This is a genomic window from Acidovorax sp. Root267, assembly GCF_001429215.1.
Taxonomy (GTDB): domain Bacteria; phylum Pseudomonadota; class Gammaproteobacteria; order Burkholderiales; family Burkholderiaceae_C; genus Acidovorax; species Acidovorax radicis.
On sequence record NZ_LMJC01000012.1, the window covers coordinates 147905 to 168778 of the forward strand.

Here is a 20874-nt window from a genome sequence, read left to right on the forward strand (position 1 = left end):
TCTTTGGGGTGTCCTCAGCGTCGAAGCGACCCGGTGCGCGTGTACATCTCCAGGTCCACGAAGTTGGAGCCATTGTGGTTGTTGGGCCCATATTGCAGCGGAAAGTCGCCGATCTTGGTCGTGCCCATGTCTTCCATGGCCTTGATGAAACCCTCGCGCGTGAGGTTGCGGCCCACGCGTTTGAGGCCCTCCACAAACACGCGCGCAGCGATGTAGCCCTCCAGCATGGTGTAGCTGTCGATCTTCTCGCCCGCGTCAGTGCGGTCCTTGCGGTAGTCCACCACGATGGGCAGGCGACTGGCCTGCGGCGAGGGGACGATACTGGCCGTGACCAGCCCCTCCAGGCCACCGTTCAGGCGCTGGGCCGAGCCCGGGGCGTCGGTGATGCCAACCGAAATGGTGTATAGCGGTGCAGCGCTGCCACTGGTGCGGTAGTCGCGCAGGAACACCTCCACCATCTTGCCGGCCATGATCATCACCACGGCACCGGGCTGCGCCTTGGTGAGGGCCGCCGACTGGGCTTTGGCGTCGGTGGCGGCAATCTCCATGGGCACGGTCTCCACCACCTTGACCTTCAGCCCTTGCGCAATTTGCAGGCAGGTGTCGAGGTTGGATTTACCGAACGCGCTGTTCTGGTAAATGACAGCAATGTTATTGATGCCAAGGGTGGCCAGGTGCCCCACGATTTTGCGCAGTTCCGTTTCGTAGCTGGCGCGCACATGGAACAGGTAGCGGTTGTGGTTGGTGCGAAACGAGGTGGTGCCCACCAGTGGCGCAAACATGGGCACGCCCGCCTTCTCGGCAATGGGCATGGCGGCGATCAGATTGCCCGTGGCCACATAGCCGATCAGGGCAAAAACCTTGTCTTCATCAATGAGGCGTGTGGTGTTCTCCGCGGTTTTCTTGGGGTCGTAAGCATCGTCGTGGGAGACGAGTTCCAGCGAACGCCCCTGCACGCCACCGGTCTTGTTGACCTTGTCAAAGTAGAGCGCAATGCCCGCCTTGTAGTCCACCCCGAAATCCTTGGCAGGCCCCGTGAAAACGGCCGACTGCCCCACCTTGATGCGGGTGTCCGTCACCCCGGTCTCGGCGGCGGCCGGGCCAGCCACTGCCAGAGCAGCGGCGGCCAGGGTTGTCAGCACCACCCGGCGGTCGATGCCCCTGTCATCCATCCCACGACATTTCATGAAACGCTCCTTACATCAAAGGCGCAAGTTTCCCTGCAAGCGGAGCGGGTGTGCAACCATTTCTGCGGGGTGTTGTGAATCTGTCAAACCCTGGTACCGCCGCACCAGAGCAGTGCGCCATCAGGCGATATCGATGTCGCTGGACTGAATGCGCTTGACGCCTTTGGCCTTCATGTTTTTCCAGGCGACGTCCAGCGAGCCATTGAGGTCAATGGCCCGGCAGGCATCTTCGACCACATAAGTCTCGAAGCCCAGACGTTTTGCGTCGAGCGCCGTCCAGGCCACGCAGAAGTCGGTGGCCAGGCCGGTGACAAACACCGTCTTGATGCCACGCTGCTTCAGGTAACCCGCCAGGCCTGTGGAGGTTTTGCGGTCAGCCTCTTCAAACGCCGAATAGCTGTCCACATGCTGGTGAAAACCCTTGCGCAGAATCACCTGCGCCTGGGGCACCTTGAGGTCTTTGTGCAGGGCGGCATCGTCGGTGCCCTGCACACAATGGTCGGGCCACAGCACCTGCTGGCCGTAACTGAGCTTGGCGGTCTCGAACGGCTTCTTGCCCGCATGGGTGCTGGCAAACGAGGCGTGGCCCTGGGTGTGCCAGTCCTGTGTGACCACCACGTTTTCAAACGCCGTGGCAATGCGGTTGATGACCGGCACCACTTCGTCGCCCTTGGCCACCGGCAGGGTTCCGCCGGGGACGAAGCAGTTCTGCACATCGACCACGATGAGCGCCGCTCGCTCACCGGGCTTGATCTTGCCCGCCGCCCAGGTGGCGGGGAAACTGGCTCCGGCCACGGTGAATGCGGCCGATTGAAGAAGAACGCGACGACGCAGGGCTGTTTGCATGGTGAACACTCCGGTTGGGAACGCACTGACACATTGGCCACGGCCCGGTAGGGCCAGGCCCGGGAACGTCTTCAAACACTGAGGTAGGCCCGCCGAACTTCCTCGTTGGCGGCCAACTCGGCCATCGTGGCCTGGTAGCGGATCTGCCCCTTCTCCAGCACATAGGCGCGGTCGGACACCAGCTCCGCAAAGTGCATGTTCTGCTCGGACAGCAGAATGCTCACGCCCTGCTCTTTCAGCTCCAGGATCATGTGTGCCATCTGCTCCACGATGACGGGCGCCACGCCTTCGGAAGGCTCGTCCAGCAGCACCAGGTACGGATTGCCCATGAGCGTGCGCGCCACGGTCAACATCTGCTGCTCACCGCCGCTCATGCGCCCGCCGGGGCGCTGAGGCATTTCGCCCAGATTGGGGAAGAGCTTGAACAAGCGCTCGGGCGTCCACACAGGCGCTGCCGTGCCATCTGGCCAGTGGCGCGCGGGCTGGCGGCCCACTTCCAAGTTTTCCATCACCGTGAGGTCGGTGAACACACGGCGGTCCTCAGGCACAAAGCCCAGGCCCAGGCGCGCGGCGTCGTGCGGGTCGCTTTTGGAGATGTCCTTGCCCATGAACTGGATGCTGCCCTTGCGCTTGGCGAGCATGCCCATCAGCGTCTTGAGCGTGGTGGATTTGCCGGCGCCGTTGCGGCCCATCAGGGCCACGACTTCGCCACGGCGCACATCCAAATCCACGTCATACAGGATTTGCGCCGCGCCGTACCAGGCTTGCAGCCCCTTGGCCTGCAGCAGCAGTTCTTTGGGTTCGTTGGTCGTCATGCTCATGCGGCCTCTGCAGCAGCGGCTGCCGTTTTCTTCTCGAAGGTCTTGCCGGTGCCGAAGTAAACCTCCTGCACCTTGGGGTGGTCGCGCAGCTCCAGCGGCTTGCCCTCGGCAATGAGCCGCCCGCGCGCCAACACGATCATGCGGTCGGCATAGGCGAACACCACGTCCATGCTGTGTTCGGTGAACAGCACGGCCATGTTGCGGTCGATCACCAGTTGCTTGGTGAGCGCCATGAGCTCATTGCGCTCCTTGGGCGCCATGCCGGCGGTGGGTTCATCCATGAGCAGCAGCTTCGGGCTGTTGGCCATGGCGATGGCCAGTTCCACCCGTTTCACATCGCCATAGGCCAGCACGCTGCAGGGGCGGTCGGCTTGGGACTTCATGCCCACCTGGTCCAGCAGCGCCAGGGCTTCATCGCGCTTGTGGTCCGCGGCCTTGCGCCACATCGAGAACAAACGGCTGTCGCTGGAGATCAGTGCCATCTGCACGTTCTCCACCACCGTGAGCGAAGCAAAGGTTTCGGCGATCTGGAAGGTGCGACCCACGCCCATGCGCCAGATGTCGCGAGGCTTGCGGCCCACCAGCTCCTGGCCGTTAAGCTGGATCGAGCCCACATCGGCCGACAGCTGGCCGTTGACCATGTTGAAGGTGGTGGACTTGCCCGCGCCGTTCGGGCCGATAAGCGCCAGCAGCTCACCAGCGGCCAGCTCGAAGTGGATGCCATCCACCGCCTTGACGCCACCAAAGGATTTACCCAGGCCTGTGACTTTGAGCAAGCTCATGCCTTGCCCTCCTTCGTGTTCTTGGCTTCGCGCTGGTTGTCAAAGAGCTGCTTGATGGCGCCCGCAATGCCCTGCGGGAAGAGCAGCACCAAGATCAGGATGATGGCGCCCAGCATGGCACGCCAGTAGTCGGTATTGCGCGCCACGGTATCGTGCAGCCAGGTGAAGGTGACGGCGCCCACCACGGGGCCCGCCAGCGTCTGAATGCCACCCAGCAGCACCATCACCAGGCCATCAACCGAGCGGCCCACGTGCAGCGTCTCGGGCGAGATGCTGCCTTTGGAGAACGCGAACAGCGCGCCGCCCAGGCCGGCGAACAGGCCGGCGATCACGAAGGCCGTCCACTGCATGCGTTTCACATCGATGCCAATGGCGTCTGCACGCAGCACCGAGTCACGCCCTGCGCGCAGCGCATAACCAAAGGGCGAGAACAGCACGCGGCGCAGCAGCAGCACGCCGCCCACTACCAGGGCCAGCGTGAGGTAGTAGTAATTGCGTTTGTCCGAAAGCCACTCTGCAGGCCACACGCCCGTGAGGCCATTGCTGCCGCCCGTGAATCCATCCCATTGGTAGCAGATGGCCCAGGTGATCTGGGCAAACGCCAGCGTCAGCATGGCCAGGTAGACGCCCGACAGGCGCACACAGAACCAGCCGTAAAGCAGCGCACCCGCCGCCGCCGCCAGCGGCGCCAGCACCAGCGCCAGTTCCATGGGAATGCCCGCCGAACGCACCAGCAGCGCAGCGGCATAGGCGCCCAGGCCAAAATACGCCGCATGGCCGAACGAATGCATCCCAGCCGGGCCCATGATGAAGTGCAGGCTGGCCGCAAACAGCGCGGCGATCAGCAGGTCGATCATCAGTACCGTGAGGTACGGCGAGCCCGTGGTCAGCAACGGCAGCAGTACCAGCGCCGCCACCAGCACCGCCCCGCCGATCTTGAACCAACGCTCGGGCTCACGCAGGGGCGCTTCGGGCAGGCCGGTGTTGCGGCTCACGCCCTGTGGCTTGCCCATGAGGCCCCAGGGGCGCCAGACCAGCACCACGGCCATCACCAGAAATTCAACCACCAGCGTGAGCTTGGAGAACGACACGCTGATGCCAAAAATCTCGACGACGCCCAGCCAGATGCAGATGGCCTTGATCTCGGCGATCAGCAGCGCGGCCACATACGCGCCTGGAATGGAGCCCATGCCCCCCACCACGACCACAACAAAGGCGGCGCCGATGGTGTTGAGGTCCATCTCCAGCGTGGCCGGCTCGCGCGGCAATTGCAGCGCGCCGCCCAGGCCCGCCAGCAGCGCGCCCAGCGCGAACACCGCCGTGAACAGCCAGGCCTGGTTCACGCCCAGCGCGCTGACCATCTCGCGGTCTTGCGTGGCGGCGCGCACCAGCGTGCCCCACCGCGTGCGGGTGAGCAGCAGCCACAGCAAGCCCAGAACCACCGGCCCGACAACGATCAGAAACAGGTCGTAGGACGGAAACTGCCGACCCAAGATATTGACGGAGCCCGACAACCCCGGCGCGCGCGGACCCAGCAGCTCTTCAGGCCCCCAGAACCACAGCGCGGCGTCCTTGATGACCAGCACCAGCGCAAACGTGGCCAGCAGCTGGAACAGCTCGGGCGCCTTGTAGATGCGGCGCAACAGCACCACCTCCACCAAAGCGCCCAACGCCCCCACCACGACGGCCGCCAGCAGCAGCGCAGGCCAGAAACCCAGGCCCGTGCCCAGCTTGGCCACCAGCGAATAGGCAACGTAGATGCCCACCATGAAGAACGAGCCGTGCGCAAAGTTCACGATGCGCGTGACGCCGAAGATCAGCGAGAGCCCGGCCCCCACCAGGAACAGCGAGGAAGCCCCCGCCAGTCCGTTGAGCAGCTGAACGATAAAACTCGAAAAACTCATTCCACATCCTTCGGGGTCACGGCAAGGTCCATCCCTGCAGGTCGGCGCCTGCGCTATGGTTCAGAGATCAGGGGCAGTTGGCAGGGAGGGAGCCCTCCCCGGCCTTGCGCGGCCGTCAGTCGGCGGGGCGCATTTTCTTGACTTCGTCGTTCGAGGGCTGGACTTTGCTGCCATCCACATAGCGGTAGTCCACCATCACACCCTTGCCGCCTTCGTTCTTGGTGCGGCCCACATAGCCACCCATGGTGGACTGGTTGTCTTCGGGGCGGTAGGTGATGCGGCCAAACGGTGTAGGCACCTGCAGGCCCTTGAACGCTGCCACGAGTTTTTCGGTGTCGGTGGAACCGGCTTTCTTCATACCTTCGGCCAGCGACTTGATGGCACTGTAGCCCACGATGGAGCCCAGGCGCGGGTAGTCATTGAACTTGGCCTGGTAGGCAGTCTGAAAGGCCTTGTGCTCAGGCGTCTGGATGCCATACCAGGGGTAGCCCGTGACGATCCAGCCGTTGGGCGCTTCGTCCTTGAGCGGGTCCATGTATTCGGGCTCGCCCGTCAGCAGACTGACCACCTCACGGCCCTGGAACAGGCCACGCGTATTGCCTTCGCGCACAAACTTGGACAGGTCGGCACCGAACAGCACGTTGAAGATCGCATCGGGCTTGGCGTCGGCCAGGGCCTGCACCACGCTGCCCGAATCGACCTTGCCAAGCGGCGGCGCCTGCTCGGCCACGAACTCGACATCGGGCTGTGCAGCCTTGAGCAGCTGCTTGAACGTGGCCACCGCAGACTGGCCATACTCGTAGTTGGGGTACACCAGCGCCCAGCGCTTCTTCTTGAGGGCTGCCGCCTCGGGCACCATCATCGACACCTGCATATAGGTGGAGGGACGCAGGCGGTAGGTGTAGCGGTTGCCGTTCTGCCAGACGATCTTGTCGGTCAGTGGCTCACCCGCGAGGAAGAAGAATTTCTTTTGCTTGGCAAAGTCGGTCAACGCCAGCCCGATGTGCGAGAGGAACGAGCCAGTGAGCACATCGACCTTTTCGCGCGACACCAGTTCTTCGGCTGCGCGCACGGCGTCGCCTGGGTTGGCGTTGTCGTCGCGGATGACGAGCTGGACCTTCTTGCCCAGAACACCGCCCGCAGCGTTGATCTCATCGACCGCGAGCTCCATGCCTTTCTTGTAGGGCTCCAGGAAAGCAGGTTGCGCCTTGTAGCTGTTGATCTCGCCAATCTTGATGACATCCTGGGCGTGCACCACAGGGGCCAGCGTGAGGGCCAGCGCGGCTGCGGCCGTGGCACGCATGAGGTTTCGTCGCATCGTCATGGGGAAGCTCCTGAAAGGTGGGGTTGGGAAAGGGATCGGTGAGTGTGCTCGGGATGGTAGTGCGCGCTCAACGCAGGCCATCCTCGCCTTTGATTTCGGAAACCTGAAGACCGCCGATACGCGCCAGCGGACGACCGCTGTCGGTGACAACAACGGCCACCACAATTTCGTTGGCGCGCGGCGCGTCGGCCACACGGGCTTCCATCGCATCGAAATGGCTGCGCACATAGGCGGCATCCTTGTGGCCAAGGGGAACGTCAATCGCAGCACCCAGGCCGCCGATCTTTTTGCTCGACGGCACAAGGGCTGCGCCTTTCTCGACCGCCACACGCAGTGGCGCGCCCAGCTTCGGGTGGAGGATGGCGGCAGCATGCTCCAGCTCGCCCGCCTCGCCCACGATGGCAGCCTTGCCATAGCTGTGCGACTGGCCGGGAGCGATGCCCAGGGCCGCAACGCAGCGAGCACCCAGCAGCGCGCCCAGCTCTTCGCCGATGGCCACGAGTTCATCGAGGTTCTCGACATAGCGGCCAGCGCAGGGGTTCTCGATCACGGCCATGGCCAGCGCTTTGCGCACAGGCGGCTGCACTTCGCGCCCCATCTCCACGCGAACTTCGTCAGTCTGAACAATGATCTTCCGAATCTTGGCGGGCATGTTGTGGTCTCCTTGGGTCTTGTGTTTACGCAGTAGATCAGCGCAGGCCGTTCCACTGGCTGATGTCCGCGGCCTTCAGGCCTCCGACGCGCGCATGGATGCGAGCGCCGGTGGACATGGCCAGGATGAAGACGATTTCATCCGACACGGGCGCGCCGGGCACACGCACTTCGATGGCATCGAAATGGCTGCGCACATAGCTCGCGTTGATGTGGGTCAGTGGCACATCCAGCGCCGCGCCCGGGCCTCCCACCTTTTTGGTGGAAGGCACGATGGACAGCGCGTTGGCGGGCTGCCCCGTCTTCTCTTCGGCCTGGCCCTTGGCGTAAGCGTTGCGGTCGCCCTTCCAACCCAGCAGCTCGCGCATGGCGTACCCACCGGGCACATGCCACAGCGCGCCATGCTCCAGTTCCCCAGCCGCCCCCACGATGGCGCCCTTGCCATAGGTTTCGATGCGTTCGGCAGGCACTGCCATGGCCCTGAGAAGGCGCTGGGCCATGTCCAGCCCCACGTCCTGCAAGGCGTCCATCATGGGGAGGATGTCGGGCTCGTACCGACCCGCAAAAGGGTTGGTCAGCACCGCGCCGATGGCACCACGCAGAAGCGGCATATCGGCCACCGGCCCGAATTCGTGCCTGATTTCCTCAAGATGGGTGAAAACGCGTCGTATCTGGATCATTTTTTGAGACCTGTGCAATTCGTTAAGCAAATACTGAACCAACTTCCGATTCCGTCACCCATTCCGCCGGCCACTTTGCACCCGCAATCGCTTCTGGTGCCGCCGTTGCCACAAACTGGCCCTGGCACGCCAGGAGTGCAAACCACAGCAAGCCGCCGGACTGCAATTCTTGCGCCTTTTGCAGCCCCTGCTGCAAGGCCCGGCGCACCTGCACTTCTGGCAAAACAGGGACGTCCACAGTGACAGGAATGGCACCGAGATCGCTGTCGTCCCGCACCAAACACGCCGGCATGCGGCCAATGCGCGCATCCTGCACATTGACAGCGTTGGCCACGATGGTCGCCGCCGCATCGGCCTGCGCGGCCGTGCGCGCCAGCACCGTGACGCTGTCGGCAATGCCCAGTGACTGGCTGCGCCCGCGCCAGCCACTGGTCGCCACACCCCGCACCGGCATGGCGCTGGTGACGCGGATCTTCCCGTCGAGCACCAGGCCGCTGTGCAACTGTGCGGCACTCAGTGCTGCAATGTCAGCGTACACCCCCACAGTGACGGACCGCCCAGATGCCAGGTGCAGGGCAATATCACCCCCGTTGTTGACCCAGGCACGGTCAATGCCTGGCTGGTCATAGCCCGCCAGAATCTCCTGCGCCACGGCACCCGCCACCGCCGCCATCGACGTGATGAAGCCTGCGCGGTAAGGAGCGCACGCCTCCCACATGCGACGCGCCACCGCACCCTGCAACACACAGCGATCACCCACGGGCGCCCTCAGGCCGGGGAGTTCATCCACCAGCTCCTGCAGCAGCCCTTCAAAGCGGTGCCAAGCGCACTCGTGCGCCTGCGCCACGGCGTCGCGTTCCCCTTCAGCCTGGAGGATGAGGTCCATCGGCCCATGCTGGAAATGCCAGCGGCCATCGGGCAGGAGCTTGCGACAAGCGTTCACGGCGTGTACCCACTCAGCCTAGCAAGGGCGGACGACCCAACGGCCACGGATTGGCGGCGGGCAAGGTTTGCCACACGCGCGCCTGCGGTGCCCCGTCGTTGTGCCAGGCACCACGCTCCAACACCTCGCGCAAGCTTCGGATCTGGTCGGTATGCCCGCCCAGCGCTTCGTAGTCCGCGCGGCGCATGCTGAACTCGATGGGCGCGACGATGGCGGGCGTGGGCACGGTGCCAAAGCTGTTGTCGGGCATGCGCAGCACATCGGCCATCACCGTGATGCCGCCCCCTGGCCACACATAGGCGGGTGCGCCGCCGCAGGTCACGTTGACCAGCGCATTCTTGATGGCGCGCGTGAGCAGCACCGGGTTTTCGGTGACTCCCGCGCGGAGGCTGCCGCCTGCGCCGCCGAGGAACAACACGGAGGCCAGCGAGGGCTCGCAGTTCTCGCCGATGCGGTCCACGATGCGGCGGATTTCGGCGGGCATCTCCGCCTCCACCGGCACCAGGGCGTCGTCGAGCACATACCAGCTTGCATGCTCACCCGTGGTGGACGTCATCAAAAGGCGCAACCCGGGCCAGGCGATAGATTCGTCCCAGCCCTCGATGATCGACAGCGGGTCGGCGATGTCGGTGCCGCCCCAGCCTGTGCCGGGGTTGGCCACCTGAAAGTAACGGCCCGGCGTGGACTTGCGCCCGCGCATCTGGATACCCGAGGACTTCATGTCCAGGCAACGACCGGCCTGGTGTTCGGTCAACACACCCGTGATGTGGTCGTCCACCACCACCACCTCGTCGGCGTGGCCATAGAACTGGCGCGCAAAGATGCCGATGGCGGCGGAGCCACAGCCCACGCGCATGCGCCGCTCTGCCACACCATTGACGATGGGTGCGCGCCCCGCCTGGATCACCAGTTGGGAGCCACCGTCGATGGTGAACTCCACAGCCTGCTTGTTGCCGAGCAATTGCATCATCTCGGCTGCGATGCGGCCTTCCTTCTTGGTGCCGCCCGTGAGGTGGTGCACGCCGCCCAGCGACAGCATCTGCGAGCCATACTCCGCCGTGGTCACGTGGCCCACCACCTCGCCTTTGCAGCGCACATTGGCCTGCTCGGAGCCGAGGAAGCGGTCGGTGTCGATCTTCACCTTGAAGCTGCAGTAGCTGAAGATGCCTTCGGTGACTACGGTCACCATGTCCACGCCGTCGGTTTGGGAGCCGACAATGAACGGCGCCGGTTTGTAGTCAGGATAGGTGGTGGACGAACCCACGCCTGTGACGAACACCTCTTCCGACAGCAGCAGATCGCCAGACCAAGGCTGCGGCGCGACCGTCGGTTCCACCTCGGCACCCTCCTGCGCATCGCTCGCCCCCACACGGCCCGCAAACGGCACCAGTGTGGCCTCGCCTGCCTCCAGGGTCTTGCGCAGCAGCACCACAGGGTCCAGCCGCACCAGCACGCCGGCATGGTTGGCATAACGATCACATGCACCTGCACGGCCGTCGGAAATCTGGCACAGCACCGGACACGCATTGCACTCGACCTTGGCGGCATTCATGCGCTCATTGCGAGGCCGGGCGCGCTCAAGCACCTGCGGCAGTTCTGGCGCATCCATGCCCGGTAGACCATCGGTCTTGGTGTGTTCAGTCATCGTGGCGGCCCATTCATTGCATTGTTGCAAGTGCTTGTACGCTCATTGCATTTTGTGTAGCATTCACTTAACTTAAATGTTGTGTTCACTACATTTATCGCGAATGTAGCGCAATCGTTCATGGTCCGCAATGGTGTTTTTGCGCCCCCAAAAATGGTGCACAAGGAGCCCCAAAATGACGCACGTTGTCACTGACGCCTGTATTCGGTGCAAGTACACCGACTGCGTCGATGTCTGCCCGGTGGACTGCTTCAAGGAGGGACGGGAGTTTCTGGTCATCGACCCCGATGAATGCATCGACTGCGCCGTGTGTATTCCTGAATGCCCGGCCAACGCCATTTACGCCGATACGGACCTTCCCGCCGAGTTTGAATCTTTCCTTGAATTCAACAAAAAGCTTGCGCCTGGCCTGCCCACAATCACCAAAAGAAAGCCTCCCCTCCCAGATGCGGAACAATGGAGGGTTGTGAGCCACAAGCTTTCCGGCCTGGACATCGCGCTTTAGTGTGCTCCAGGGCCTGTACTTCAGCCAGTTTTCTTATTTGCTTCCAACTTATCCATCTAAATCACCATGAGCGCCTTTCTTGAAGAACGCGTCCTGACGGTCCACCACTGGACGGACCGCCTTTTCTCCTTCACCACCACCCGCGACACCGCCCTGCGCTTTTCCAACGGGCATTTCACGATGATCGGCCTGCGCGGCGAGAACGGCAAACCCTTGCTGCGCGCCTACAGCATCGTGAGCCCCAACTACGAAGAGCACCTGGAGTTCCTCTCCATCAAGGTGCCCGACGGCCCGCTGACCTCGCGCCTGCAGCACATCAAGGTGGGCGACACCATCGTGGTGGGCAAGAAGCCCACCGGCACCCTGCTGATCGACTACCTGCTGCCCGCCAAGCGCCTGTACATGCTGTCCACCGGCACTGGGGTGGCTCCTTTCCTGAGCCTGATCCGCGACCCGGAGACCTACGAGAAGTTCGAGGAAGTCATCCTGGTGCACGGCGTGCGTGAAGTGAAGGAACTGGCTTACCACGACTACATCACGCAGGAACTGCCGCAGCACGAGTTCCTGGGCGAGATCGTCTCCAAGCAGCTCAAGTACTACCCCACGGTGACGCGCGAAGCGTTCAAGCACCAGGGCCGTGTGACCACGGTGATCGAAAACGGCCAGATGGCGCGCGACCTCGGCCTGCCCGCACTCAACCCGGAGGAAGACCGCGTGATGATCTGCGGCAGCCCCGAGATGCTGCGCGACCTCAAACACATGATGGAAGAACGTGGCTTCAAGGAAGGCAACACCACGAAGCCCGGCGACTTCGTGATCGAACGCGCGTTCGCAGAGCAGTGATCCCCGGCTGGCCCGCCCTTTGGGGGGCCAGCTTTATCCACCAGGACCCGCCATGTCTGCCACTCCCACCAAGACCCGGACAGCGCCCACCCGCTCCACCTCTGCCCGCAAGACGGGCGTGCGCGAGCAGGCCGCACAGACCACGCGCGACAACATCCTGAAGGCGGCGACCAAGGTGTTCGCACGCTACGGCTACGAAGGCGGCAGCGTGGAGAAGATCTCCAAGGCAGCCAAGTCCTTCGACCGGATGATCTATTACTACTTCGGCAGCAAGGAAGGCCTGTTCATCGAGGTGCTGGAGGAAACCTACCGGCGCATGAACGATGCCGAGTCCAAGCTCGACCTGGATACCGGCAAACCGGTCGAGGCAATGCAGGCGGTGATCCGCTTCGTGGTGGGCTACTACCGCAAGAACCCCGAATTCATCACGCTGCTCAACACCGAGAACCTGCACAAGGGCAAGCACATCTCCAAGTCCATGCGGGCCCGTGAATACTCGTCGCCCGCCATCGAGGTGATCCGCCGCGTGCTCGAAAGCGGCCAGGCGCAGGGCCTGTTCCGCAAGGACGTGTCGGCGCGCGACGTGTATCTGCTGATCGCCGCCACGGGCTACTTCTACATGTCCAACCGCCACACGCTGTCGGCCTTTCTGGGCGAAGACCTGGAGACGCCCGACGCGCTGGCGCACTGGGAGTCCTTCGTCATCGACAGCGTGCTGCGCACCGTTGCGCCAGGCCCCAGCCTGCCCAAGGGCAAATGACGGGCTGAAGGTCGCCAGTACCCACCTCAGCATTCGGCTCAGGACACGCAGGACGCACCAGACACAACGATTTTTCTGAGCTAGGGCCGCAACGAGCCCGAGCCCCCACCCCACGAGGAGAATCCATGGCAGAAGCAGCAACCGGCGGCAAGTCGGGCAAGGTCGTCATCCAAAACATCGGTCTTTTGTTGTCGGGCGACCTGGACCGCCCCATCCTGGATGCCGACACCATCGTCGTGAACGACGGCCTCATCGCCGCAGTAGGCCGTTACAAGGACTGCGACACCAAACACGCGCAGACCGTGATCGACGCGCGCCAGACCTGCGTGGCGCCGGGTTTGATCGACAGCCACGTGCACCCGGTCTTTGGCGACTGGACGCCCCGGCAAAACCAGATCGGCTGGATCGACTCCACCATGAACGGCGGCGTGACCACCATGGTCTCGGCCGGTGAAGTGCACCTGCCGGGCCGCCCCAAGGACATCGTGGGCCTGAAGGCGCTGGCCATCACCGCGCAGCGCTCGTTCGACAACTTTCGCCCCGGTGGCGTGAAGGTGATCGCAGGCGCCCCGGTCATCGAAAAAGGCATGACCGAGCAGGACTTCAAGGACCTGGCCGACGCCGGCGTGACGCTGCTGGGCGAAGTGGGCCTGGGCTCCGTCAAGGCGGGCTACGAGGCCCAGCAGATGGTGGCCTGGGCGCGCAAGCACGGCATCCAGAGCACCATCCACACGGGCGGGCCGTCCATTCCGGGCTCGGGCCTGATCGACAAGGACGTGGTGCTGGAGGCCGATGCCGACGTGATCGGCCACATCAACGGCGGCCACACCTCGCTGCCCTGGAAGCATGTGTGCGAGCTGTGCGAGAAGTCGTCCCGCGCCATCGAACTGGTGCACAACGGCAACGAGAAGATCGCCATCCAGGCCGCGCGCGCCGCCATCGAGCTCAAGTGCCCGCACCGCGTGATCCTGGGCACCGACGGCCCGGCTGGCTCGGGCGTGCAGCCGCTGGGCATGCTGCGCATGATCGCCTTGATATCGAGCTTTGCCGACATCCCTGCCGAGCTGGTGTTCTGTTTTGCCACGGGCAATACGGCGCGAATCCGCAACCTGAACTGCGGGCTGATCGAGCCGGGCCGCGCGGCCGACTTCGTGTTCATGGACCGCGCGCAGCACACAGCGGGCGCCACGCTGCTGGAGAGCGTTCAGCTGGGCGACATCCCGGGCATCGGCATGGTGATGATCGACGGCCTGGTGCGCTGCGGCCGCAGCCGCAACACACCGCCGGCCACCGAGATCCCAGTGGTGCTGTAACCTGCCCTCCGCCCATAAAAAAGCCCGCTAACAGCGGGCTTTTTGCAGGGAGAAGCAAGGGGGATCAATACGTGTCTGCCACACGCACCGCGCCGGGCTGTGCACGTGGATAAGACTCCTCGGCGCGCAGAGCCGCACCATCGTCCACGCGGAAACCCTTGCCCTGCAGCACCACGGGTGCGCCCACGGCCGGGGGCTGGGCGCGGGTAAAGCGCCGCACCGAACCATCTTCCATGCGCACGGCGATCTGGTAGACCGTCTGCGTGCGCGTGCGTTCTTCCACCTTGTGGCCCACATAGCCGCCGCCCACGGCGCCCAGTACGGTGGCCGCCGTGCGGCCCGAGCCCTTGCCCACCTGGTTGCCCACCACGGCCCCCAGCACACCGCCCGCTACCGCCCCCACGCCCGTGGCCGGGGCCGCCTGTTGCACCGCCTGCACCGACTCCACGCGGCCACAGGTGGCACACACGGGAGCCTGTGCAGCGGTGCGCAGGGGTGGCTGCTGTTGCTGGTACTGCTGCGGGGCCTGCCCGGCATAGCCTTGCGAAGCTGCAGGCGGCTGATTTGCTGCACTATTCATAGCAATATTTCTATTACCAGAAAGCGCTGGAGCCGGTTTTTGTTGAAAATTCTCGACTCCAGTCATTCCGGACGCAGGCTGCGCCGCCACGGCCAGGGGTTGCGCGTCGGCGGTGGACTTGCCCGCGTTCTGCACCACCAGGGTCGTGCCCAGCGCCACCACGCTCACGCCCAGCACGCCGATGGCGGCCCACAGCCATTTGAGGGAGGGACCGGCCGCGCCGCCAAAGGCGCCAGCCTGCGCCACAGGAACGGCGGAAGTATTAGTGGGGGGCGAAACGATAAGGCTCATGATTTTTCTCCGGAAGGTCCAGAAAGCTCTGGATGAATGGTCGCCAGCGTAACCAGCAAGCCCGGAAATTCGGGCATAGCGGCTGTAAAGGACGTAAGAACGTGTTTACGACCTCCGAGCCGGTTGAAGACTCAACCTATTGCGGCACATGCAGACGCCCCCGCACTGCGGGCAATGCACCCAGTTCCTGAAAGGCCCGGGCGCAGCTGGCAGAAAACAGCAGCACCGCCGACGAGAAGTAGATCCACATCAGCAGCACCACCAGGGACCCCGCTGCGCCATAGGCCGACACCACCGCCGCCGTGGCCAGGTACCAGGCCAGCAGCTGCTTGCCCACCGTGAACAACGTGGCGCCCACCACGGCCCCAGCCATGATGCAGCGTGGCGGCGGCTTGGCCCCGGCGCCAATGCGCATCAGGCCCACAAACAGCGCCACGGCAAATCCAAAGGCCACCACTTCATTGACCAGCTGCATGGCAGGTGCCAACGGCGCCAACGCCAGGCGCGAGCCCGCCCAGCCCGCCAGCAGGTGGATCAGCGTGGACAGCGCCAGCGACACCAGCAACAGAAACCCCAGCGCCAGCACATAGGCCAGCCCGCGCAAGCGCAGCGATGCCATGCGCCACCAGGCGGCCCGCTGCGGCAACGGGCCCTCGCCACGCCACAGGTGCTCCAGTGCCGACTGCAATTCGACAAACACCCCCGTGGCGCCCGAGACCAGCACCACAAACCCCACCAGCGACGCCAGCCGCCCCTCGGCCGGGGCTTGGGCACTGGCCATCGCCTGCCGCACCACGTCGGCCACCTGCTGGCCCATCACAGCCTGCACCTGCGCGACGAGGTTGCTTTCCAGATAGCTGCGGTCCATCCACCAGCCCAGAACCCCCACCAGCAACAGCAACAGGGGCGCCAGACTGAGCATGCCGTAGAACGACATGGCGGCGCTCATGCGCAGCCCATCGGCATCCAACCAGAGCGTGGTGGCACGCCAGAAAGGCTGGAACAGGGTCCACACGGATTTGACAAGGCGCAGTGCGCGGCGCTTCAGGGAGGGTGCGGCCATATGCGGCAAGCCTAGGGCGACAGCCTGCGCGCGTCCATCCGCGTTTCGCTGCAACTGCAGTAGGCCTCATCCCACATCCGCCCCGGCCCTGCCAAAGTGCCCATGCCTGTTGCCCAGGCGACCCTCTGCCCGGCACAGGCGCGGGTATTCTGGAGACAAATCCCACCTGCCCAGAGACACCGCCCCATGCACCCCCACGCCCTTGCCAGCCTGCGCGCCGCACTCCAGACCCACGTCGACGAGGGCCTGCTGCCCGGCGCAGTGGCTCTGGTGCACCACCAGGGGCGCACGGTGCTGCACGAAGCCATTGGGGCCCAGCGGCCCGGGGCGGGCGCACCCGCCATGGCGCCCGACACCGTGTTCCGCATCTACTCCATGACCAAACCGATTGCCTCGCTGGCGGCGCTGATGCTCATGGAAGAAGGCCGACTGCTGCTGTCGCACCCCGTCTCGCACTACCTGCCCGCGTTTGCGGGCCAGCGGGTGTACGACGCAGCCACCGGCACCACCACGCCTGCAGCGCGCGAGGCCACGGTGCACGACCTGCTGCGCCACACCGCCGGGCTGAGCTACGCGTGGGAGGCGGGCACGGTGCCCGACCAATACCGGGCGGCACGCGTCGGCTCGCGGCGCCACAACAATGCCGAGCTGGTGGCCGCGCTGGGTCCCCTGCCACTGGTGCACCAGCCCGGCAGCCGCTGGGAATACAGCCGCGCCACCGATGTACTGGGCGCGGTGCTGGAGGTGGTCGAGGGTGCCAGCCTGGGCACCCTCCTGAAACGCCGCGTGCTGGAGCCCCTGGGCATGCACGACACCGGCTTTGTGGTGCCGCCCCACCGCCTGGCCGACCTGGCCGAGCCGTTTGCCCGGGACCCGCAGACCGGGGCCGAGGTGGCGCTGATCGACGTCTCTGCACCGCCCGCGTTTGAATCCGCTGGCGGCGGGCTGGTGTCCACCGCCAGCGACTACGCGCGCTTTTTGCAGCTGATGCTGGGCCGGGGCTCCGTCCAAGGCCCGGACGGCCGCCCCGTCCGCCTGGCCAGCCGCGCCACCGTGGATTTCATGACCGCCGACCACCTGGGCAGCATCCCCACCGCGGGCGACATCCTCCCCGCAGGCTACGGCTTTGGCCTGGGCGTGGCCGTGCGCAAGGCCACCGGCCTGGCCACCACCCCCGGTTCGGCAGGCACCTACAGCTGGAGCGGAATGGGCGGCACCTTCTTTTTGGCAGACCCCGCCGAAGACCTCTTCGCCATCCTGCTCACCCAGGCGCCCGGCCAACTGCGCACCCTCTGCGAGCTGTATCCGGCGCTGGTCTACGCCGCACTGTGAAAGCCTGAACGCTCCCCGCTGCTGCCAGGCCGCCACGGGCCAGCGCGCACCACCCCCTTACACTCGGCGTCCAGCGGCGGCTGCAGACAAACAGGCGGGCCCGCACGCACGTATACAGGACAACATCTATGCAGATTCGCTGCGCTCTGGTCGGAATGCCCGGCTCGGGCAAATCCACCATCGGCCGGCAGCTGGCCCACCGGGCAGGGGTGCCTTTCATCGACCTGGACCACCGGCTGGAACAGACCATTGGCACCACCATCCGCAGCTTCTTCGAGGCCGAAGGCGAAGCCCGCTTTCGTGACCTGGAGGCGCAGGCCCTGGTCGACGTGGCTGGGCAGCCCGGCGGCATGGTCCTGTCCACCGGAGGCGGCGCCGTGCTGCGCCCCGAAAACCGCGAAACCCTGCGCCAGTTTGGCAATGTGCTGTACCTGCGCGCATCGCCCGAAGAGATCTACCGGCGCGTCAAACACGACAAGACCCGCCCCCTGCTGCAGGGCGGCAACCCCATGGACAAGCTGCGCGACCTGTACACCCAGCGCGACGCCCTGTACCGCGAAACTGCCCACTACGTCATCGAAACCGGGCGGCCCACGGTGCACACGCTGGTCAACATGATCATGATGCAGCTGGAGATGGCGGCGGGGGCAGAGGGGGCGCCTGCAGACCGCTAATCCCCAGCGCCACTGAAGCAACTCCCATGACCGCGATTTGCAGAATTCAGTCGGACGGCGCGTCGCTGGCAGCCCTGATGGCGGGCGAGGGAACATCCGTGGTTTTTCTCCACACTGCAGTGTGCGACAAGCGCATGTGGCAGCACCAGATGAAGGCCGTGGCAGCCAGCGGCCAGCAATTGGTGGTGTACGACCGCCGGGGCATGTGATCTTCTGGGCGCCACAAGCGCACTCCTGAGCCGACACAACCATCTACGCTTCCATCGCAGACAGAAAAAAGGGGCGCAGACATCCGTCCACGCCCCCCGTCTTTGCGCCAACAGGCCGTCAAGCCCGGCTCAGCGCGCCACTTCACATCATCACGGCACCAAAGCAGCCATCTCCCCCGCTGGCACCACCCCGTAGTGGTCCAGCTGCATCGAATACTGCGCACGGCCCGAAGACAATGCGCGCAGGCTACCGATGTAGCCGAACATCTCTTTCAGCGGTACCTCGGCCTCGACCGTGGCGGCATTGCCGCGCTGGCCCTGGCCGCGCACCACGCCACGGCGACGGTTCAAATCGCCGATGCTGTCGCCCAGGTACTCGGCCGGGGTGATGACCTCCACGGCCATCACGGGTTCGAGCACCTGGGGTGCCGCTTTCGCAAAACCTTCGCGGAAGGCGGCCATGGCCGCCAGCTCGAAGGCCAGCGTGGACGAGTCGCGCTCGTGGAAGCTGCCATCCACCAGCGTGGCCACGAAGTCCACGGCAGGGAAGCCGGCGGCCACGCCTGCCAGGGCGGCGCGGCGGATGCCAGCCTCCACGGCGGGAATGAACTCGCGCGGCACTGCGCCGCCGACGATGCGGTTGTCAAAGCGGATGCCTTCGCCCCTGGGCAGGGGTTCGAGCAGCAGCCTCACCTCGGCAAACTGGCCGGGTCCGCCCGATTGCTTCTTGTGTACATGGTGTACCTCCACACTCTTCGAAATGGTTTCGCGGTAGGCCACCTGGGGGCGGCCGACCGACACATTGACGCCGTGGCGCGCGCGCAGCTTCTCGATCGAGACTTCGAGCTGCAGCTCGCCCATGCCCGACAGGATGGTCTGACCGGATTCGGCGTCGTGCTGCAGCCTGAGGCTCGGGTCCTCGCGCAGCAGGGACTGCAGGGCCTTGGACAGGCCTTGCTGGTCCGCGCTCGCCTTGGGCTCGATGGCCACGTGGATCACCGGCTCGGGCACGCTGATCTGCTCCAGCACCACGGGGTGGGCCGGGTCGCTCAGCGTGTGCCCCGTGAGGGTGTCCTTGAGGCCCACGACGGCGGCGATGTCACCCGCCACCAGCTCGTCGCGCTCGATGTGCTTGTCGGCATGCACTTCGTACAGGCGCGACACGCGCTCGGTCTTGCCCGTGCTGGTGTTGAGCACCACGTCGCCCCGGCCCAGCCGGCCGCTGTAGACGCGCACGAACACCTTGGCGCCATGGTCGTCGGTGACGACCTTGAACGCCAGGGCCGCGAACGGGTCGGTGGCAGAAGCTGGCTTCTCACTGCCTTCACGCATGATGTCGTCCGGCGAGGGCAGGTAGTCCACCACGGCGTCGAGCAGAGGCTCCACGCCACGGTTCTTGAAGGCCGAGCCGGCGAGCGCGGGCACGAAGGCGCCTGCCAGCACACCCTTGCGGATGGCGGCACGCAACACGTCCACAGCGATCTCCTCACCGTTCACGTAGGCCTGCAGCGCGGCTTCGTCCTGCTCCACGGCGGCCTCGACCAGGCGGGCGCGGCTGCGCACGGCTTGCTCAAGCAGCTCGGCGGGCACATCGGCTTCGCGATACGGGGCACTTGCGTCGTCACGGTCCCAGATGCGGGCGCGCAGGCTTAGCAAGTCCACCACGCCACGGAAGTCGCCTTCCGCACCGATGGGGATCTGCATCGGCACCACGCGCACGCCCAGGCGCTCTTCCATCATGGCCACCACGCGGTGGAAGTCGGCGCCCACGCGGTCGAGCTTGTTGATGAACGCGATGCGGGGCACGCGGTACTTGTCGGCCAGGCGCCAGTTGGTCTCGGTCTGCGGCTCCACGCCGGCCACGCCATCGAACACGACGACCGCACCGTCGAGCACGCGCAGCGAGCGGTTCACCTCGATGTTGAAGTCGATGTGGCCGGGCGTGTCGATCAGGTTGAGCTGCGTGCCCTTCCAGTGCACGGTGACGGCCGCGCTGTTGATGGTGATGCCGCGCTGTTGCTCCTGTGGGTCGAAGTCCATCTGCGCCGTGCCGTCGTGCACTTCGCCGATGCGGTGGCTTTCGCCTGTGTAGAACAGGATGCGTTCGGTGGTCGTGGTCTTGCCCGCATCGACATGGGCGATGACGCCGAGGTTGCGCAGATGGGCGTTGCTGGTATGGCGTGAATTCTTGGTCATGGCGAATCTTTCAATCTTTCTTGCGGCTGCACTCGGCTCTGCGAGCAGCTGCCGCCTGGTTGGCTTTGCGCCAGCCCAGGCCTGAAGGATTCGCCTGGTCGCTAGCGTCTGGGATGTGTGCTGTCGCCGGAGCCCGGGCGCACGGGGCTCATGCTCCGGCGGTCGGGAATCGTGGCGATCAACTTGTCGTAGGTACGCATAGGTTGGTGTGAAGTAAGTAAGTCGGAAAACAAAAAACCCCGGGAGGGACAAAGCCTGCCGGGGTCTTTTGGGTCCGGAAGGCGCAAGGCCCTCCGACACGCGATCAGGGGGCGCAACTAGGTGG

At 64.9% G+C, this 20874-nt stretch carries 20 protein-coding genes; 7 read left to right on the forward strand and 13 right to left on the reverse strand.

Annotation, left to right across the window (positions count from 1 at the left end; all coding sequences use genetic code 11):
• Window positions 1–14 precede the first annotated feature (14 nt).
• The 10 genes from ASE39_RS10235 to ASE39_RS10280 form a co-directional block, all read right to left on the reverse strand.
• The gene (locus ASE39_RS10235) at window positions 15–1187 is read right to left on the reverse strand and encodes an ABC transporter substrate-binding protein (RefSeq protein WP_198928124.1); all 1173 of its coding nucleotides are present in this window, start codon (window positions 1185–1187) and stop codon (window positions 15–17) included.
• A gap of 120 nt (window positions 1188–1307) precedes the next feature.
• On the reverse strand, window positions 1308–2033 hold the full coding sequence (pncA, locus tag ASE39_RS10240; protein WP_199864265.1) for a bifunctional nicotinamidase/pyrazinamidase: 726 nt from the start codon (window positions 2031–2033) through the stop codon (window positions 1308–1310).
• Between the two features lie 71 nt (window positions 2034–2104).
• Window positions 2105–2848 (reverse strand): ABC transporter ATP-binding protein, encoded by a 744-nt coding sequence (locus tag ASE39_RS10245; RefSeq protein ID WP_057228137.1) that lies wholly within the window; start codon window positions 2846–2848, stop codon window positions 2105–2107.
• A 2-nt stretch (window positions 2849–2850) separates the two neighbouring features.
• Complete coding sequence (locus ASE39_RS10250) at window positions 2851–3636, reverse strand: ABC transporter ATP-binding protein (protein WP_010466855.1); 786 nt, start codon at window positions 3634–3636, stop codon at window positions 2851–2853.
• Window positions 3633–5540 carry an ABC transporter permease gene (locus ASE39_RS10255; protein WP_057271062.1) on the reverse strand — a complete coding sequence of 636 codons (1908 nt, stop codon included), beginning with the start codon at window positions 5538–5540 and terminating at the stop codon, window positions 3633–3635. Before ASE39_RS10255 ends, ASE39_RS10250 begins: the two co-directional genes overlap by 4 nt.
• Before the next feature lie 115 nt (window positions 5541–5655).
• Window positions 5656–6864 carry an ABC transporter substrate-binding protein gene (locus ASE39_RS10260; protein WP_057228130.1) on the reverse strand — a complete coding sequence of 403 codons (1209 nt, stop codon included), beginning with the start codon at window positions 6862–6864 and terminating at the stop codon, window positions 5656–5658.
• A gap of 67 nt (window positions 6865–6931) precedes the next feature.
• A complete protein-coding gene (locus tag ASE39_RS10265) occupies window positions 6932–7516 on the reverse strand; it encodes an amino acid synthesis family protein (protein WP_010466852.1) in 585 nt (194 codons plus the stop codon).
• A 37-nt stretch (window positions 7517–7553) separates the two neighbouring features.
• Entirely contained in the window at window positions 7554–8195 is a 642-nt protein-coding gene (locus ASE39_RS10270) for an amino acid synthesis family protein (RefSeq protein WP_029414376.1), read from the reverse strand.
• Between the two features lie 22 nt (window positions 8196–8217).
• Window positions 8218–9138 carry a UPF0280 family protein gene (locus tag ASE39_RS10275; protein WP_057271063.1) on the reverse strand — a complete coding sequence of 307 codons (921 nt, stop codon included), beginning with the start codon at window positions 9136–9138 and terminating at the stop codon, window positions 8218–8220.
• Window positions 9139–9151: 13 nt separating this feature from the next.
• Window positions 9152–10783: a hypothetical protein gene (locus ASE39_RS10280; RefSeq protein WP_057271064.1), complete on the reverse strand. Its 1632-nt coding sequence runs from the start codon at window positions 10781–10783 to the stop codon at window positions 9152–9154.
• A 175-nt stretch (window positions 10784–10958) separates the two neighbouring features.
• Between ASE39_RS10280 and fdxA the strand changes: the two genes are divergently transcribed.
• From fdxA to ASE39_RS10300, 4 genes are all read left to right on the forward strand, one after another.
• Complete coding sequence (gene fdxA, locus ASE39_RS10285; protein WP_010466846.1) at window positions 10959–11288, forward strand: ferredoxin FdxA; 330 nt, start codon at window positions 10959–10961, stop codon at window positions 11286–11288.
• A gap of 66 nt (window positions 11289–11354) precedes the next feature.
• Window positions 11355–12131, forward strand: coding sequence for a ferredoxin--NADP reductase (locus ASE39_RS10290; RefSeq protein ID WP_010466844.1), 777 nt, complete (start codon window positions 11355–11357; stop codon window positions 12129–12131).
• Window positions 12132–12183: 52 nt separating this feature from the next.
• Window positions 12184–12891, forward strand: coding sequence for a TetR/AcrR family transcriptional regulator (locus ASE39_RS10295; RefSeq protein WP_010466842.1), 708 nt, complete (start codon window positions 12184–12186; stop codon window positions 12889–12891).
• A 125-nt stretch (window positions 12892–13016) separates the two neighbouring features.
• Entirely contained in the window at window positions 13017–14204 is a 1188-nt protein-coding gene (locus tag ASE39_RS10300; RefSeq protein ID WP_057271065.1) for an amidohydrolase family protein, read from the forward strand.
• 64 nt (window positions 14205–14268) lie between these two features.
• Here ASE39_RS10300 and ASE39_RS10305 read toward each other — a convergent pair whose 3' ends face one another.
• Together ASE39_RS10305 and ASE39_RS10310 are read right to left on the reverse strand one after the other, a co-directional pair.
• Window positions 14269–15075 (reverse strand): glycine zipper 2TM domain-containing protein, encoded by an 807-nt coding sequence (locus ASE39_RS10305; protein ID WP_029414374.1) that lies wholly within the window; start codon window positions 15073–15075, stop codon window positions 14269–14271.
• Between the two features lie 136 nt (window positions 15076–15211).
• Window positions 15212–16138 carry a YihY/virulence factor BrkB family protein gene (locus ASE39_RS10310; protein ID WP_010466836.1) on the reverse strand — a complete coding sequence of 309 codons (927 nt, stop codon included), beginning with the start codon at window positions 16136–16138 and terminating at the stop codon, window positions 15212–15214.
• Between the two features lie 186 nt (window positions 16139–16324).
• Here ASE39_RS10310 and ASE39_RS10315 point away from each other — a divergent pair, with 186 nt between their 5' ends.
• The 3 genes from ASE39_RS10315 to ASE39_RS26360 all read left to right on the forward strand — a co-directional run bounded on the left by ASE39_RS10315 (window position 16325) and on the right by ASE39_RS26360 (window position 18353).
• Window positions 16325–17470, forward strand: a complete 1146-nt coding sequence (locus ASE39_RS10315) for a serine hydrolase domain-containing protein (protein ID WP_057271066.1) — start codon at window positions 16325–16327, stop codon at window positions 17468–17470.
• 128 nt (window positions 17471–17598) lie between these two features.
• Entirely contained in the window at window positions 17599–18144 is a 546-nt protein-coding gene (locus tag ASE39_RS10320; protein ID WP_057271067.1) for a shikimate kinase, read from the forward strand.
• 26 nt (window positions 18145–18170) lie between these two features.
• The gene (locus ASE39_RS26360) at window positions 18171–18353 is read left to right on the forward strand and encodes a hypothetical protein (protein ID WP_140426743.1); all 183 of its coding nucleotides are present in this window, start codon (window positions 18171–18173) and stop codon (window positions 18351–18353) included.
• 150 nt (window positions 18354–18503) lie between these two features.
• Here ASE39_RS26360 and fusA read toward each other — a convergent pair whose 3' ends face one another.
• A complete protein-coding gene (gene fusA, locus ASE39_RS10325) occupies window positions 18504–20549 on the reverse strand; it encodes an elongation factor G (protein WP_057271068.1) in 2046 nt (681 codons plus the stop codon).
• Window positions 20550–20874: the final 325 nt, after the last annotated feature.

What these genes read in the sequence shown, in the direction of transcription:
- ASE39_RS10235 (WP_198928124.1), bottom strand. Translation starts at nt 1,187, where the DNA reads ATGAAATGTCGTGGGATGGATGACAGGGGCATCGACCGCCGGGTGGTG.
- pncA (WP_199864265.1), bottom strand. Translation starts at nt 2,033, where the DNA reads ATGCAAACAGCCCTGCGTCGTCGCGTTCTTCTTCAATCGGCCGCATTC.
- ASE39_RS10245 (WP_057228137.1), bottom strand. Translation starts at nt 2,848, where the DNA reads ATGACGACCAACGAACCCAAAGAACTGCTGCTGCAGGCCAAGGGGCTG.
- ASE39_RS10250 (WP_010466855.1), bottom strand. Translation starts at nt 3,636, where the DNA reads ATGAGCTTGCTCAAAGTCACAGGCCTGGGTAAATCCTTTGGTGGCGTC.
- ASE39_RS10255 (WP_057271062.1), bottom strand. Translation starts at nt 5,540, where the DNA reads ATGAGTTTTTCGAGTTTTATCGTTCAGCTGCTCAACGGACTGGCGGGG.
- ASE39_RS10260 (WP_057228130.1), bottom strand. Translation starts at nt 6,864, where the DNA reads ATGACGATGCGACGAAACCTCATGCGTGCCACGGCCGCAGCCGCGCTG.
- ASE39_RS10265 (WP_010466852.1), bottom strand. Translation starts at nt 7,516, where the DNA reads ATGCCCGCCAAGATTCGGAAGATCATTGTTCAGACTGACGAAGTTCGC.
- ASE39_RS10270 (WP_029414376.1), bottom strand. Translation starts at nt 8,195, where the DNA reads ATGATCCAGATACGACGCGTTTTCACCCATCTTGAGGAAATCAGGCAC.
- ASE39_RS10280 (WP_057271064.1), bottom strand. Translation starts at nt 10,783, where the DNA reads ATGACTGAACACACCAAGACCGATGGTCTACCGGGCATGGATGCGCCA.
- fdxA (WP_010466846.1), top strand. Translation starts at nt 10,959, where the DNA reads ATGACGCACGTTGTCACTGACGCCTGTATTCGGTGCAAGTACACCGAC.
- ASE39_RS10290 (WP_010466844.1), top strand. Translation starts at nt 11,355, where the DNA reads ATGAGCGCCTTTCTTGAAGAACGCGTCCTGACGGTCCACCACTGGACG.
- ASE39_RS10295 (WP_010466842.1), top strand. Translation starts at nt 12,184, where the DNA reads ATGTCTGCCACTCCCACCAAGACCCGGACAGCGCCCACCCGCTCCACC.
- ASE39_RS10300 (WP_057271065.1), top strand. Translation starts at nt 13,017, where the DNA reads ATGGCAGAAGCAGCAACCGGCGGCAAGTCGGGCAAGGTCGTCATCCAA.
- ASE39_RS10305 (WP_029414374.1), bottom strand. Translation starts at nt 15,075, where the DNA reads ATGAGCCTTATCGTTTCGCCCCCCACTAATACTTCCGCCGTTCCTGTG.
- ASE39_RS10310 (WP_010466836.1), bottom strand. Translation starts at nt 16,138, where the DNA reads ATGGCCGCACCCTCCCTGAAGCGCCGCGCACTGCGCCTTGTCAAATCC.
- ASE39_RS10315 (WP_057271066.1), top strand. Translation starts at nt 16,325, where the DNA reads ATGCACCCCCACGCCCTTGCCAGCCTGCGCGCCGCACTCCAGACCCAC.
- ASE39_RS10320 (WP_057271067.1), top strand. Translation starts at nt 17,599, where the DNA reads ATGCAGATTCGCTGCGCTCTGGTCGGAATGCCCGGCTCGGGCAAATCC.
- ASE39_RS26360 (WP_140426743.1), top strand. Translation starts at nt 18,171, where the DNA reads ATGACCGCGATTTGCAGAATTCAGTCGGACGGCGCGTCGCTGGCAGCC.
- fusA (WP_057271068.1), bottom strand. Translation starts at nt 20,549, where the DNA reads ATGACCAAGAATTCACGCCATACCAGCAACGCCCATCTGCGCAACCTC.